At 44.4% G+C, this 15525-nt stretch carries 12 protein-coding genes; 6 read left to right on the plus strand and 6 right to left on the minus strand.

What is annotated here, in order from left to right:
* Positions 1-2 precede the first annotated feature (2 nt).
* From M0P91_RS04755 to M0P91_RS04770, 4 genes are read right to left on the minus strand one after another with little or no spacing between them, the layout of a single operon-like run.
* On the minus strand, positions 3-1712 hold the full coding sequence (locus tag M0P91_RS04755) for an efflux RND transporter permease subunit (RefSeq protein WP_295065148.1): 1710 nt from the start codon (positions 1710-1712) through the stop codon (positions 3-5).
* Complete coding sequence (locus M0P91_RS04760) at positions 1712-3301, minus strand: efflux RND transporter permease subunit (protein ID WP_295065150.1); 1590 nt, start codon at positions 3299-3301, stop codon at positions 1712-1714. Before M0P91_RS04760 ends, M0P91_RS04755 begins: the two co-directional genes overlap by 1 nt.
* 9 nt (positions 3302-3310) lie before the next feature.
* Positions 3311-4096, minus strand: a complete 786-nt coding sequence (locus tag M0P91_RS04765; RefSeq protein ID WP_295065152.1) for an efflux RND transporter periplasmic adaptor subunit — start codon at positions 4094-4096, stop codon at positions 3311-3313.
* On the minus strand, positions 4096-5460 hold the full coding sequence (locus M0P91_RS04770; RefSeq protein ID WP_295065154.1) for a TolC family protein: 1365 nt from the start codon (positions 5458-5460) through the stop codon (positions 4096-4098). The genes M0P91_RS04765 and M0P91_RS04770 overlap by 1 nt, the downstream gene beginning before the upstream one ends.
* Positions 5461-5662: 202 nt before the next feature.
* On the opposite strand from M0P91_RS04770, the gene efp reads away from it, so the two are divergent.
* From efp to M0P91_RS04790, 4 genes are all read left to right on the plus strand, one after another.
* On the plus strand, positions 5663-6229 hold the full coding sequence (efp, locus tag M0P91_RS04775) for an elongation factor P (RefSeq protein WP_295065155.1): 567 nt from the start codon (positions 5663-5665) through the stop codon (positions 6227-6229).
* Between the two features lie 262 nt (positions 6230-6491).
* On the plus strand, positions 6492-8390 hold the full coding sequence (locus tag M0P91_RS04780; RefSeq protein WP_295065157.1) for an RNA-binding domain-containing protein: 1899 nt from the start codon (positions 6492-6494) through the stop codon (positions 8388-8390).
* 303 nt (positions 8391-8693) lie between these two features.
* Positions 8694-9260: a DJ-1 family glyoxalase III gene (locus M0P91_RS04785; protein ID WP_295065159.1), complete on the plus strand. Its 567-nt coding sequence runs from the start codon at positions 8694-8696 to the stop codon at positions 9258-9260.
* A complete protein-coding gene (locus tag M0P91_RS04790; RefSeq protein WP_295065161.1) occupies positions 9247-9999 on the plus strand; it encodes a DUF1566 domain-containing protein in 753 nt (250 codons plus the stop codon). The genes M0P91_RS04785 and M0P91_RS04790 overlap by 14 nt, the downstream gene beginning before the upstream one ends.
* Before the next feature lie 111 nt (positions 10000-10110).
* Here the strand turns inward: M0P91_RS04790 and M0P91_RS04795 are convergent, their stop codons facing one another.
* Entirely contained in the window at positions 10111-11067 is a 957-nt protein-coding gene (locus tag M0P91_RS04795) for a methyl-accepting chemotaxis protein (protein ID WP_295065163.1), read from the minus strand.
* Between the two features lie 155 nt (positions 11068-11222).
* Positions 11223-11606, minus strand: coding sequence for a PAS domain-containing protein (locus M0P91_RS04800; RefSeq protein WP_295065165.1), 384 nt, complete (start codon positions 11604-11606; stop codon positions 11223-11225).
* 265 nt (positions 11607-11871) lie between these two features.
* On the opposite strand from M0P91_RS04800, the gene M0P91_RS04805 reads away from it, so the two are divergent.
* Positions 11872-12579 (plus strand): response regulator transcription factor, encoded by a 708-nt coding sequence (locus tag M0P91_RS04805; protein ID WP_295065263.1) that lies wholly within the window; start codon positions 11872-11874, stop codon positions 12577-12579.
* Positions 12576-15455 (plus strand): PAS domain S-box protein, encoded by a 2880-nt coding sequence (locus M0P91_RS04810; RefSeq protein ID WP_295065167.1) that lies wholly within the window; start codon positions 12576-12578, stop codon positions 15453-15455. The genes M0P91_RS04805 and M0P91_RS04810 overlap by 4 nt, the downstream gene beginning before the upstream one ends.
* The last annotated feature ends 70 nt before the right edge of the window (positions 15456-15525 follow it).

Consider the following 15525-nt stretch of genomic DNA (forward strand, 5'->3'; position numbering starts at 1 on the left):
CTCTAAGGCTCGAGAATTGAAACACTTTTTCGCTCATGAAAATTAAAATGACGTTCCAGATCGGAGTTGTCGATGAGTACGGGGACGACAATGAGCGAAGCGATAACTGCCGCAATTGTACCAAAAATCAATGAAACTCCAAGCCCCCCGAAAACAGCGTCGCTGGCAAGGAGGGTAGAAGCAAGGATAATGGCTGCTGCGGTGAGAAAAATCGGCTTGGCACGGGTGGCGCTGGCGTAGGCGATGGCCTCCTTTTTATGAAGCCCTTTTTCGACCATCAGCGATTTGGTAAAATCGATCAGCAGCAGCGAATTGCGTGAACTGATCCCGATGAGGGCGATAAAACCGATCAGCGACGTCGCGGTGAGAAAAAAGGTGTCGGCAGTGAAGAGATTCATAACCCAGTGCCCCGCGATCACCCCGATAATGGAGAGAAAACTCCCCAACAGAACGATCCCGCTGAGGATAAAGCTTTTGTAGTAGATGACCATCAGCAAGAAGATCAGCACCAGAGCCGCGATAAAGGCCCCTCCGAGATCGACGAAAGTATCGAGGGTCACTTTCATCTCGCCGTCCCATTTTAACGTGTAGAGTTGTTTGGTTTTTTTATCCATCAATTCGAGGTTAAAAAGGCCGTTTTTGGTAATGTCGTATTCGTCACTGAATTGTTTCAGAATTGCGGTGCGTGCCGCCATCAGCGGATAGACCTGGGAGACCATATCGGTTTCGGCTAGGACGTTTGTCATCTGATGCAGATCTTTCGACATGATCATCGGATTGGATTGGACGGGGACAATATCGATTATTTCGGTAACGGGGACCATCATCCCCATCTGATTCATCAGCTTGAGGCCCGAAAGCTTCATCTCAATCGCCACTTTGTCGTGTGAAGCGAATTTTTTCCCCTCTTGAGAGAGGGTGAGATAGATCGGGATTTGATCGGTCGCTTTTTGGGAGTTTTTAACGGCGACTTCCATCCCCTCAAACGCCAGATACAAAATATCGTTAACCTGTTTGACGTTTAATCCCGATTTGGAAATTTTATCGGTATTCACCCGCACTTCGAATTTATCGTATATCTCGTCTTGCATGATATCGATATCGACGAGGCCGTCGGTTTTTTGAAAAATCGTTTTAACCCGTTCGCTCAGATGACGGATCCCCGCTGCATCGCTTCCGTAGATTTCGGCTACCACCGCCGCCATCGTCGGAGGTCCGGCAGGGGGTTCGATAAATTTAATATTGGTTTGGGGATAAAGTGCTTCACATTTTCCCTGAATGAGCGGACGAAGACGCTGTACCATCATATAGGAAGGTTCGTCGCGATGGTGTTTTTTGGTCAGATTGAGGACGATTTCGGCAAGATTTTCGGAATTTTTAAAGTGCGATCCTTTGATAAGCCCCGCGAAATCGAGAGGAGAACCGCTCCCCAGAAAAACTTCGGCATCAAGCACCTCTTTTTCATTCTGGATGATGTCGACAACGCATTCGCTCACCTTTTTGGTCTCTTCGATCGAACTGCCGTTGGGCAGATCGATATAGATGCTGTAGGTGTCGTTGTTTTTTCCCGGAAGCATTTTGGCCAATACGAGCTTAGTCGGGATAAGGGCAACGGCAACGATAAATGCTGCCAGTGTCAACCCCAGAACCCCCTTTTTTTTGACCGGAGAGTTGAGAACATTGAACAGGTAATTTTCAAATTTTTTATACATCAGTGAGCCTCGGTATGGGGATCGGGTTTTTTGAGGAGCCGTACCGCCAGATACGGGGTAAAAATATAGGCAACGAAGAGCGATGCCACCAGTGCGACGGGGACATTGGCCGGGATCGGTTTCATAAACTGCCCCATCATTTGTCCCACAAACGCCATCGGTACCATCGTGAGGATAATGGCAAGGGTCGCAATGTTGGTAGGGGCTCCGATCTCATCGGTCGCTTCGATCATCAGCTGATCGACATTTTTTTCATGCGCATCGGGTGCATGAAAATGGCGATGGATATTTTCGATGACGATAATCGCCGCATCGACCAAAAGTCCCAGACTCAGCAAAAAGGCAAAAAGGGTGATCCGGTTGATGGTTTGTCCCGTAATGTAGGCGACAAAGAGGGTAATCGCCAAAATGGCCGGTACGGTCAGAGTAACGATCAAAGACTCCCTCCATCCGAGGACGAAGATGAGCAAAATCGCGATGATCACGATCGAAAGGAGAAGATGAAATACCAGCTCATTGACCGCTTCATTGGCCCGTTCACCGTCGTTGCGGGTGATGATGTAGTTGATCCCCTGAGCTTTCATCTGTTCTTTGTATTTGGCAAGCTCCTCTTTGACCGCTTCGGCGATAACGACGGCATTCGTCCCTTGCAGCTTGGAGACGGTGAGGGTGACCTGATTTTTGAGAGGGGTGAAGGTCCCCTCTTCGGTTTTGGAGGTGACGAGCGCCGATTTGAAGTTTTGGATATCCTCACCGTCGGTGACGGTGGCAACATCACGCAGATAGATCGCGGAACCCATGTATTGCGCGACGATGATATTGCCGACGTCTTCGACGCTTTCGATGGCGTTGCGTACCCCGATCATGACGATTTTATTATCCTGAGTTTTCCCCTTGATTTCGGGGACGTTATAGGCGAGAGATTGCACGGCCTGAACGATCTGTCCCAGAGAGAGGTTGTATCCGGAGAGGCGGTTGATATCGACTTGGACAGTGTATTGATGTTTTTTTGCCCCTTTGACATCGGTAACGGCGACGTTGGGGAGGCCGTTGATATGGTGCTGGATATTTTTAACCCGGTCGTACAGAATCGTAGGATCTATTTTAGGATCATTGGAATAAAAAGCGACCGAAACGATGGGGATATCGACATCAATGTCGAGCGGTTTGATAATCGGCTGCTGTGCTCCTTTGGGGAGGATGGAGATGTTTTGCATAATTTTGTCGTAGATTTTGAGGTTGGAATCCTCTTTTTGTTCTCCGATGTAAAAGGCGGCGTTAATCACGGCGACATTGTCCATGGCCATTCCGTGGATATGTTCGATCCCTTTTACCTCTTTGAGTTTACGCTCTAGGGGTTTAATGATGATATTTTCGACCTCACTGGCCGTGGCACCGGGGAGGGCGATAATGACGGTAGAACCGCTGACGACCATTTGCGGGTTCTCTTCTCTGGGCATCAGCATCAAGGCGATGTAGCCGATGAGAAATAAAAAAATACCGAGTATCGGGGTCAGCGGATTACGGAGAAACCCTTTTGCCAGTTTGCCGGCGGAGTCTTTAGGCTGATAGGAGTGTGATAGGTACATTGTGCTTTCCTATTCGATATCGACGGTGGCATACATCCCCGGATAGACGGCTTGTTTGGCTTTGAACGATATTTTGATTTTAAACGAGTGAGTCACCGGATTGGAACTTGGGATGACCGAACTGACCCGCCCGATCCCCACAAATCCGACCGAAGGGATGGACACTTTGACCTGTTTGCCGATAGGGACCAGTCTGAGACTGCTTTCGGCAACTTCCGCATCGATTTTCAAATCGCTCAAATCGGCCAATACGATCGCCGGCATCCCCGGCATCGCCATCTCTCCCACTTTAATGTTTTTGGAGACGACAACACCGCTGTTGGGGGCACTGACATTGAGATAGTTGTATTGGTTTTTAACCTCTTTGAGGCGCGCTTTGGCCTGATTGACCTGACGCTCCGAAATACGGATCATATTATCAAGATTTTTTCGGGCCAGTTCGAGATTTTCGACTTCGTATTTTGAGACCATGTCCTGCTGAAGAAGACGCTTGTGCCGTTCCAGATTCAGTTCCAGATTTTGGTACTGGTTTTGGTACATCTGGAGGGAGAGTTCGGCTTGGGAAATCCCCATCTCCACTTGGGTTTTGGCCGAATCGACCTCTTTGGAATCGATCGTATAGAGGACGTCGCCCCGGCGGACACGTGAACCTTCCGAGACATTAACCGAGGTGACAAATCCCATATTCCGGCTTGTAATCATTTTTTGGTTATCGCTGATAACACTTCCCGAGAGGGTCAGTGCCGCCGCGCTCAGTGATCCGCCGAGGGCAAGAAGAGTGATCCATACTTTCATTATTTGGCTCCGTTACTAAGTTTTTCGAGGGCAAATACCCGTTCGTTTCGTTGATTTTTGACCATTTGGAGGGTTAGCACTTTTTCGATCTGCTGGGATTGTTTAATAATGACGTCGTTCATCGATACCAAATGCTCATGATAGCGCCCCTCGTAATTTTTGTAAATTTGGTTTGAAAGTTCAAGCTCTTTTTCAAGGCTTTTGATCTGGGAATCGAAACTTTCGATTTCGGTACGAATTTTATCGTATTGGAGTGTGATCCCTTTTTTTGCCAGTTCCACCTGAGTCGCGGTTTTCAGTTTTTCAATGCGCGCTTTTTCCAGTGTCGCTTGATCAACATTCCCGTTGAAAAGGTTCCAGCTGAGTTTCGCACCGACGGTGAAGGCTTTATGATCGGAAAAATTTCCCAAAAGGGTGTTGTCCGCACTGCTCGCTTCTGCGAATGCCCCGATTTGTGGAAGAAAGGGGGCATTCGCCGCCTCGACCATTTTACCCCGTATTTCCAGCCCTTCGGATGCTTTTTGAAGGTCGATATTATGGGCAAGTACCTGCGACTCATCCAACGATGACGATGCCATATCATCGGCAGGAAGGGTGATTTCGCTCACCTCCTGATTCAGGAGAAAGCTAAGATAGCGGTAGAGGAGTTTTTTGTTCCCCTCCATCTCGATCAGGGTCCGTTCGACATTCGCTTTTTTGGCCTCTACTTCGAGAAGATCCACTTTTTTGGCATACCCCTCTTCAATCATTTTTTTGGTGGTACGTTCCAGTGTCGTGACGTTGTCGCGTATAATGTTCATTTGATCGATGGAGTGCTGAATCAGCGCCATGTCGTAATAGCTTTTACGCGTTTCGTAGATTTTTTCGGTTTTGATTTTTTCGGAATCGAGTTTTTTGATCTTTTCCATTTTTTCGGAGATATCGGCGTAGCTGCTCAGTTTCCCCCCGGTGTAGAGGGGGAGTGTATAGGTAAGCTTGCTTTGAAAATAGTTTTGGGAACCGGGGTAGTTTAATCTTTGGGGCGGGGTCGTGTAGTTGGGTGTCCCCGCCATAAAATTCGTCATAAACTCTTCGGCTCCGAAATCGCCGAAAGTCGCTTCCCGTGAACTGAGTTTGAACCCGAAAACATTTCCGGCGTCATTCGAACGGATGGCACTCTGGGTAAAATCGAGTGAGCCGTAGTTGTAGCCACGGGCTGCCGTGAGATCGGTATGGGCACTCTGGACCTCCAAAGCGCTTGTTTTAATTTCAAGATTTTGATTTTCAAGCAGTTCGAGTGCCTGAGGAAGTGACAACCCTGCGCCAAAGAGGGTACAAGAACTCAGCAGTAGTGAAGCACTAAGTACACGTGAAATCATAGACATCCGTATAATCCTTGAGTGAAGTATTTGTGACACTGATTAATAATATAAGTATTATTGTACATTCTAACAAGTTTAAAGTAAATAAAATAGATACAATAAGTTGATGTATCATAGCATAGAAATAGAGCTCAGGGGAAAAGGTTTGAATTTCGGTGCCGTTTCGGGTAAAATTCGCCTCAAATAAAGCTTCCAAGGAATGAGCATGGCAACAATCGGCATGGGCGATATCAAAAAAGGGGTACGCCTTGAGATTACGGGTGTTCCGTATAAAGTAGTAGAATTTCAACACGTCAAACCGGGTAAAGGGGCGGCATTCGTCCGTTGTAAAGTGAAAAGTTTTCTAAACGGCAAAGTGATCGAAAAAACGATCCATGCGGGGGATAAATTCGAAGTACCGAATTTGGTACACACAACGATGCAGTTTTTGTATGATGATGGCGAAATGCTTCAGTTTATGGATAACGACAGCTATGAGCAGCTCGGCCTTAGCTATGAGCAGTGCGACGACGCGATGAAATGGATCAAAGACGGCACCAACGTGCAGATCATTTTCCACAACGGCAATGCGATCAGTGTTGACGCTCCGGAAATCATGGAACTTAAAATCGTCGAAACTCCGCCAAACTTCAAAGGCGATACCTCAAGCGGTTCTAAAAAACCGGCAACTCTTGAAACCGGCGCCGTAGTACAAGTCCCTTACCACGTCTTAGAGGGTGATGTTATCCGCGTTAACACCGTCGAGGGCGAATACATGGAGAAAGTGAAGTAATTCATTTTTTTACCTCGTTCACCCTGAGTCAGTCGAAGGGTGTCTTGACCTCTATTCTCTCTTATTCCCGACTTGATCGGGAATCCATCTTCATTTTTTCTCATTGACATTCTTTTTCATTACTTTTGGTTTTTACGTATAATGAGGCTAAAAATATTTTGTTACTGCAATAGAGGTTTGAATCCAATACAAAATTGTGAAATAACTAGTTTGGTGGTAGAAGATGGTAAAATAACTAAAATGAAAGTAAAGAAATAAGCAGATGGATATTGTAGAGAAAAACTTAGCCATTATTGAAGAATGCATTCAGACTAAGAGTTATCAAGAAGTTGAAACTGAGCGTTTTGAACTAAAAGATTTATCAAGAGGGTGGGGTGATGATTGGCAAAAAAGTGTATGTGCTTTTTTAAATACTAACGGTGGAATAATTATTATTGGAATAAATGATAAAAATAACTCCAAGCCTCCTCATTATAAATTTATGGGGTATGTCAATAGTTCTGATCATGAAAATTATTTAAAAGATACTTTGCCAAAATTGTTTAAAGATAGAGATGGAAAAGTATTAGATTTGACTATAAATAATATTTTTAGATATGAGATTCGTCCTTTTTTAAGCGGAAACGTAGTTGTGGTTTATGTAGAAAGTCTACCGGATGATGAAAAATTTGCTTACTATCAAAATGTAGCCTATAAAAGAAGATTGACCGGCGATTATCCACTGACAAAGGGTGAAATTGAAGACTATGAAGAGCTAAAAAGAGAAATTATCACGGATAAAGAGTTGAGTATTGTTAAAAATGCGACATTGGATCAACTCAATATCGATACGTTGAATCAATATATTCTGAGATATAACAAAGGAAAAAGTAAAGGTGAGACCTTAAAGGCTGATTTGAACGGTGCTTTGTCTTTTTTAACCCGTCAAGGTTTTGTGCGTGAAAATAGCCCAACTTTATTGGGTATGCTGGTTTGTGGTAACGATGTAGAAAATTACATTCAAGGAAAATGTGAAGCAGATTGTTATGTTGTATCTCCGCATAAAGTTGCTGAGAGTAAAGAGATAATCAATGACAATATCATCGGACTGATAGAAAGAACAACTAATTATGTATGGCGTAATATTAAGGTAGGTATTGGCTATTCTAAAGGTGGAACGGCTGAACCTGAATATCCTGAAGAGCTGTTACGCGAAAGTATCAATAATGCATTTGCACACAGAAATTACAATACAGATCGTTTTATCATCATTGAAATTAGACCTAATGATAGTTTAATGATTAGAAATCCTGGTGCATTTGAACGTCGTCAGCGGATAATATTGGACTCAGAGTATGGAAAAATTAGACGAATCGTACCCATACAAGTCGCTAGAAATCCAAAATTAACGCATCTTTTGAAAAGTTTTGATTTTTGGGAAGGGAAAGGACGAGGGCTGACATCATTAATAGATGCTTGTTTAGAAAATCAAATTGATGTCCCTTATTATGTACTTTCTGACGGTGAAATTAAATTATTTATTCCAAAAGGAAAAGTATATGATAATGAAATGGATCTTTGGTTAGGTAGTTTTGCCGGTTATATTTCTAAAAAATTGGGTAGAGAATTAACGTTTGATGAAAAAATAATGTTGAGCTTTTTTTATAAATCAGAACGTCTAAATAGAATTGAGCAGTATACCATCTTACTCACTATGGATAATAATCATAAAGATGTGATTGCAACACTTGAAGAAAATAAGTTGATATTTAAAAATTCAGTAAGCCCTGAAATTTATCCAATCTATCAAGTAGATAGAATTTTAATGAAAAAAGAATTTTCGAATGAACTCAAAGAAATTTATGGTGAAGAGGAATGGAATAGTTTAAAGCAAGATTATCAGGATGTTTTGAGTGCTATCTATCGTCATAATATGTATTCATCTCCATTAGAAATAATCAATGCAAATAATATGGGAAATTTCTTATATTTCGAAAAGAACAAAGCAGTCAATGATCCGAAAGCGTTTGAAAATTATAAAAGAAGAATTAGAAATATTTTTAATCAATTGGAAATAAAGCAGTATATATATCGAAAAGACAAAAAAAACAAAGAAGAAAAAGGAAAGCCAAATTTTGTAATTAATACTGATTTTAAACAGATTGGTACGTTGTTTAATTGAGGATGATATTGTTCTATGGGTTATTTCGGCGAGAAAAGCAATCAAAAGTGAACAACAAGCCTATCATGCAAGGAGCAGAAAATGAAAAAAGTGTACGATTTAAGCAAAACTGAACGGGGGGTAGTTCTATGTACCACTCGAAGAGTTTGAAGCACCTATTTCGAAAAAGATGTAGCGGCTTTTCTATGGAAAAAGTACAGGGGGAAAAAGAGACGCTTCAAAGCGTTATTAATGAATTGTTACGGGAAGATATCTAGATTGCAAAGAAAATGTTAGTTTAAGTCGAAAAAAAGGAGATCATAAATGTCAAAAGTTCTTGTGCCGATCGCGACCGGGTTTGAAGAGATTGAAGCGGTTGCGATGATCGATGTGATGCGTCGCGGAGGGATAGAGGTGATCGTGGCGTCGCTGGATGAGCAGCTGCTGGTCAAAGGGGCTCATGGGATTATGATTCAGGCGGAGCGTCCGATAGAGGGGATAAGCGCCGATCAGATCGACATGATTGTCCTCCCCGGAGGGTGGGGCGGTACGAAAGCGCTGGCGTCGGATTTGGCGGTTCAGATATTGCTTCAGGAGATGGATAGCAAGGGGAAAGCGATCGGGGCAATCTGCGCCGCTCCGTTTGCCCTCTACACCGCAGGGGTCCTTAAAGAGGGGTACACCTGTTATCCGAGTGTTGAAGAGCAGATCGAGGTAGAGGGGTATCAGGGGAACAAACATGCCGTGATCGAGACGGAGAATATCATGACGTCACGGGGACCGGGTACAGCGATCTGTTTTGGTCTTGCCATCGTCAAAAAACTTGCGGGGCAGGAGACCTATGAGGCGCTTAGGGGCGGTTTGCTGGCGGATTACTGTGCGCATCTCTAAGATCCTCCCCCTCCTTGCCCTGAGCCTTTCAGCTCAGGCTCAAGTGCATCTCTCCTCCGACGAACACTATTCTCAGGAGCAGGCGTATGAATATTGCCGTGATCTGGGTCCCTCATGGCGGATGATGAGTATCAGCGAGCTGTACGCCCTCCCCAAAACCACTCTGTTTCAAAGCGGCTACAGTTACTGGTCCTCCGACAAAACCGGATCGGATAAGACGGAAATCGGGACGGGGAGTGAGGGGGACGGCGGCATTATCGCAATGGTCGGTTTCAGCTTTTATCCCAAAGAGCGCAATATTACCCTCTCTCCGGGGTGGAAAAAGATTGCCGCAGCCTGTAGGGACGAACCGGAAACGCAACGCAACCGCAATTACCGTCTAACCCCCGAAGGGACGCTAGACCCTGCTTCCGCCATTGTGTGGCACCCGTTCGATGCGACCGACAAGCGGGCAAAGTATACGCAGGAGCAGGCGAAAGAGATGTGCGAGAATCTTACCCTCTCGGGGCGCACCTGGCGTCTTCCGAGTACCGATGAGCTCTACGGTATCGTCGATTACGATTTCACCCGTCCCACCGTGAATATGAAGTTTTTCGGTCCGATGATGCACCGCTACTATTGGACGGCGGATTCTTTGAATGAAAAAGAGGGGTATGTAGTCGGATTCAAACTCGGCTCCGTTGCCACCGTTTCCAAAAAAGAGTCGGCGTACGCGCGGTGTGTGAGCGATAACGAGTAAAATTTTCAATCGGATACGGCTTTACAATAGGGGAAAGTGATCGGTATTTTTCTCGCTATTGTATTGACTGCTCTACAAAATCGGGAACATCGTATTTGAAAAATACCCCCTTTAGTACATTGCATCCATCGTATGGATGAGATCATACATTTGTTGATCTAAAGTTTCGACATGCTGTGTCAACATCACCATCTCATTCATATTTTCGTTTAAAGTATCACTGTTATTACTGATGGACTGAATTAAAAAATTGATGGTTTCGGAACTAGCTGCAAGACTTATTTGTGTACGTTCGGCCAGTTTTCTCACTTCATCAGCAACAACGGCGAATCCACGTCCATGATCACCGGCCCGCGCCGCTTCGATTGCGGCATTGAGTGCAAGAAGATTTGTCTGATCGGCAATATCGCGGATGGTGATTAAAATCTCTTTTGTTTCACGCGCATTTTCGGCCAACATTTGTAGATTGTCAAAAAATCGCTGTTCCTTGGATGCGACAGAGTGAATTAATGCTGAGGAGAGCCTCATTGTTTCGTTAAGCTGGAGGAATCGGGTATCTCGTAACGCTTTGAATTCTCTGATTTTGGCATCAAGAGCTTCTTTGGCTTCATGATTTTGGAGTTCCATAGAGAGCAGCGCATTTCCGAGGTCATTAACTTTTTGACATAACAATTCCATTTTTCCATGGGTATAGATTTGCAAGCGGGTTTGATATTTTCCTTCTTCAAGAGCCGTTAGAACCTGTATGATGTCATCGATACTGTTTTCGATGACATCAAGCATAGAATTCATCGTTTTTTGTAACAAATGAACATGTGGTGTTGTCGTATCATTGGTTGCCCGACATTTATAATAGCCGTTTCGTACTTTATCCGCCAGCAAAACCATTTCGCCGGCTGTTTTGATATCATTGAAAAGTCTCTCTTCATATGCGTGTGCAATCGTGTTGAATTGTTCTTCTATACTTCCTGAACGTGCCGAGATCGGGATGAAATGATTACGTTTATAATCGATAAGTTGGTGAAAACTCTCGAAGTGTTGACTAAGTTCGGGAATTTTTTGGGTCATAGGCTGATACAGTATCCAGATTGAAGTTGTGAGAGTTACAGCAGATAGAGCTAAAAGAAAGAGTGGGTTTTTGGTAAAATACCAAAAAATAATAACAATGCTACTGAACAGTAGTAAGCTGAGTGATGGAATCAATCTATTTTTCATAGGCTGCTTCATTTTTTTGTATAGTGATCGAAGGCAGTTCGGATTTCTATTGCGTTTGCTTTTCGACGGCATGAAATGTACCCGCTTTTTCCGTCTTTGTACCCGACATTTGGATATACGGTCGCAAAAACCCAATAATACCCACCATCTTTTGTTTTATTTTTGATATATCCTTTCCATATATTTCCCCCTTTGAGCGTTTTCCATAGCGCTTGGAATGCTTCTTTGGGCATATCCGGATGGCGGACGATACTATGCGGTTTTCCAACCAGTTCATGGAGGGTATATCCGGCGATTTTACAAAAATCTTCATTGGCAAAAACTATTTTTCCGTGTGCATCGGTTTGAGAAACTAGAAAATCCGTATCTTCCAATAGGTATTCTTTCTCCATGTATCCCCTTTTAATCGGTTAAGATTCAATGCAATGGTACATTTATAGAAGAGAGGAAACGGTCTTAAAAATAACCTATTTTTATTACTAGTATGTGACTTATGCAAGGTGCGCGTAATGGGTGAGCTGCGATAATACGATAAAGTCAATGGGACGGCGAGGGGTTTGGAGTCAAAAGTAATATGACCGATACATGACTAATATCATGTTAAAATCTATTGAGGTGATTACAATGCATCTATAAAAAAGAGGAAAGATTGTGACAATGGTTCAAAACATGTTGCTGCTCAAAGATAAAAATGTCTTGTATGCCGAGGATGACAATATTACCCGAAGAGAGACTTCGGATATATTGGGAATGCTTTTTGATAAAGTTTACGTCGCCTCAGATGGCGAGGAGGCCTATCGGCTGTATGAAGATGAGCGTCCCGATCTTGTTATTACCGATATCAAAATGCCTAAAAAAGACGGATTAGGTCTTGTTCGTCAGATTCGTAAAGAGAGCTATGCGATTCCCATTATCCTGATGACCAGTTTTGTCGAGCAGGAGATGCTCCTGAATGCCGCCAATCTTTCGATTGACGGCTATCTGGTAAAACCGGTAGAACTTGAAAAATTGACTTTCACGATTTGTAAGGCAATACAGCGGGCCAATAAAGAGTTGGGGTTGATTGCACTGGGCAAACAGCTCTATTACAACTCCGCTACTCAGGAGCTTTACCGAAACGGATCGGTTGTGGCGTTGGGGGGAAAAGAGCATGAACTTTTGCAGCTGCTTATCAAAAACAGACACAGAACGGTTACCAAAGAGGAGATAGGGGCGGGCTTGTGGCCGCTTGATCCGATATGCGAATCGGCGATCAAAAATATCGTGTTGAGATTGCGGAAAAAACTGGGGATCGAGATCATCATCTCCGTTCGGGGGGTCGGATATCGGCTTGACATCCGAAATCTTTCCCGTCCGGGTATATGAAACCGCTTTTTCCGGCAGGATTGCTGGTTCCCGTCGTTTTGTCCGCCCATATCACTGCCGTCGAACTTAGCTCCTGTCTGGCCGTTTTGGCATCGGGCGGGGTTCTCCTCTCGGCGTATCTTCTCTACCTTGTAAAACAGCTCAAAAAGGAGCGCGATCAGGTTCTCAGAAAACAGGAGACCGACTCGAAGATCCTTTTTCTACAGTCGCGCTACGCTTCGATGGGAGAAATGCTCGGAAACATCGCCCACCAGTGGAAACAGCCGCTCAATGCCATCGGTACGATTCAGAACAACATAAAAGCCGCCCTCATTTTTCAGGGGGAAATCTCCAAAGAGAAACTTTTGGATTCGGTTGAAACCAGTTTTAAGCTACTTCAGCATCTGGCTGAAACCATCGATACGTTTTATAGTTTTTTGGCACAACACCATAATGAGAACAAAAATTTTCTCATTACCGATGAGCTATCTAAAATCCGTAAAATAACCGAATATTCGTTTGAAAACAGCCGTATCCGCCTTTATTTCGAGCTGGAAGCGAATCCGACCATTCAGGGCAACCCTAACGAATTTACCCACGCGATACTCAACCTTATCCTCAATGCCAAGGAGGCATTTGACGGGAGAGAAACCGATGTTCCAACAATCACCGTTCGGGTCGAAGAGGGGGAAACAAAGTGTATCATCCGGGTTGAGGATAATGCGGGGGGGATTCGTATAACGCCGATCGGTATGGTTTTTGATCTCCATTTCACTACAAAAGAAGAGGGGTCCGGGCTGGGTTTGTTTATGACCAAAAACATCGTTGAAAATCGATTCGGGGGGAGTATTGATGTTTGCAACGCAAACGGCGGAGCCTGTTTTACGATAGAGCTCCCTTATGCTGAATACGGTGAGCGTTTCAGCAATACGTTCTTACCCGGTAAAAGACTCTCGCTGGAGCGGATCAATCAGCTCTCCCGTAAAATCATCGAACTCGAAGAGGTCGAAAAAACTCTCCAGAAATGGGCCGATATTTTTAAACATGCCCGTTGGGGAATCGCACTGCATATCGGGATCAGCAACCGCTTCGAAGCAACCAATGCCGCATTTAACGCACTGTACGGATACACGTCCGAAGAATTAAAAAAAATGAGTGTAGGGGAGCTCCTTGCACCGGGGTTCGCAACCGCCATTTTGGAGATTCAGAAAGAGGCTTTTGAAAAAGGGTATGCGGTATTTGAAACACTTCATAAGCGTAAGGACGGAAACCTTTTCCCCGTCATTATCGAGTTGATTGTTATCAAAGATGAAGAGGGGGAAATACTCTATCATATTGCCAACGTCTGGGATATGACGGAACAAAAAGAGGCGGAAGAGAGGCTGTTGCTGAAAAAATTCGCCCTCGATCATATCAAGGACGCCGTCTTTTTGATCGATGAAAACGGAGATTTTTATTATGTCAACGAGGGAGCGTGTCGTGCACTGGGATATACCCAGGAGGAATTCGCGGGGATGAACGTCGGAGATGTCGATCCTGATTGGCCGAAAGAGCGATGGCCGGAACACTGGGGGATTCTTAAAGAGGTCGGGAACATGACGATGGAGCTTAAACATCGACGTAAAGACGGTTCCGTTTTTCCGGTGGAGGTGAGTACCAACTACATCGAATATAAAGGGAGGCACTACAATATGGCGATCGCCCGAGATATTACTGAACGAAAAGTTGCCGAAAAAGATCTTTTAATCATCGAAAAAGCGCTGAATAATACAAACGAAGCGACCTATATCATGATGGGAAGGCGCATCGTCAAGGTGAATGAGGGGGCTTGCCGGATGACCGCCTATGCGCGCGAAGAACTCGAACGGATGAGCATATTCGAACTTGATCCCGACATAGATGAAGAGAGGCTGAGCCTCAATATCTCTCATATGCAGATAAACAATCAAAGCCTCCGTTTCGAAACCAGACATCGTACGAAAGAGGGAGTTTTCCTCGACGTTGAAATTGATACAAGTGTATTCGAGTATGAGGGAACTCTCTATTCGTTCTCGGCGGTTCGGGATATCACCGAACAGAAAAAAGTCGAAGAAACGATCCGAAATCTAAACGGTATCCTCGAAAGAAGGGTGGAAGAGCGTACCGTCGAACTTCAAAAAGCGCTGGAATTCAATGAAGGGATTATCAACGCCATTCCGGATATGCTTTTTGAAATCGCTCCGGAGGGAACCTATCTGAATATATGGGCACAGAATCAGGAACTGCTGGTCGCTCAAAAAGAGATGCTGATCGGTAAAAACTTTAAAGAGGTTCTCCCTCCCGATGTTGTCGATATCTCGTTTCAAACCATGAAAGAGGTGGATGAAAAAGGGTTCTCTCTGGGCAATACGTACAGTCTGGAGTTTCCTGAGGGGAAACGATGGTTTGAACTTTCCGTCACCAAAAAAGAGTCCAGCGGAACCTATATCACCCTCTCTCGCGACATTACGGAACGTAAACAGGCGCAAGAGGAGGTGCAAAAGCTCAATGCCACGCTAAAAAAAGAGACGCAAAAGCGGCTTAGACTTCTGGAGACGGCCGTTAATAACGTCAATGACGCCATCTACATCGTCGCAGACGATCACTCGATAACGTATGTGAACGATACGGCAACGAGAATGCTGGGGTATACCCGGGAAGAATTTTTACGGATGAAAGTTTACGATTTCGACGTATGTGCCACCTTAGATGAGCTTGATACTATTAGGGAACGTATCAACACGCAGAAAAATATTTCATTCGAAACCAGACACAAAACCAAAGAGGGACGGATCTTGGAGGTAGCCATTTCCACGACCTCATTTGAGTATGATCATGTGTCGTTTAGACTGGCGATCGTTCAGAATGTAACTGCCTGAAGAGCGTTTTGAGAGGTTTGTATACCGTTCAATTCCTAAACGGATATAAGGGCAACCGAATCGGTGTGAC

It is taken from the genome of Sulfuricurvum sp. (genome assembly GCF_023229695.1).
Taxonomy (GTDB): domain Bacteria; phylum Campylobacterota; class Campylobacteria; order Campylobacterales; family Sulfurimonadaceae; genus Sulfuricurvum.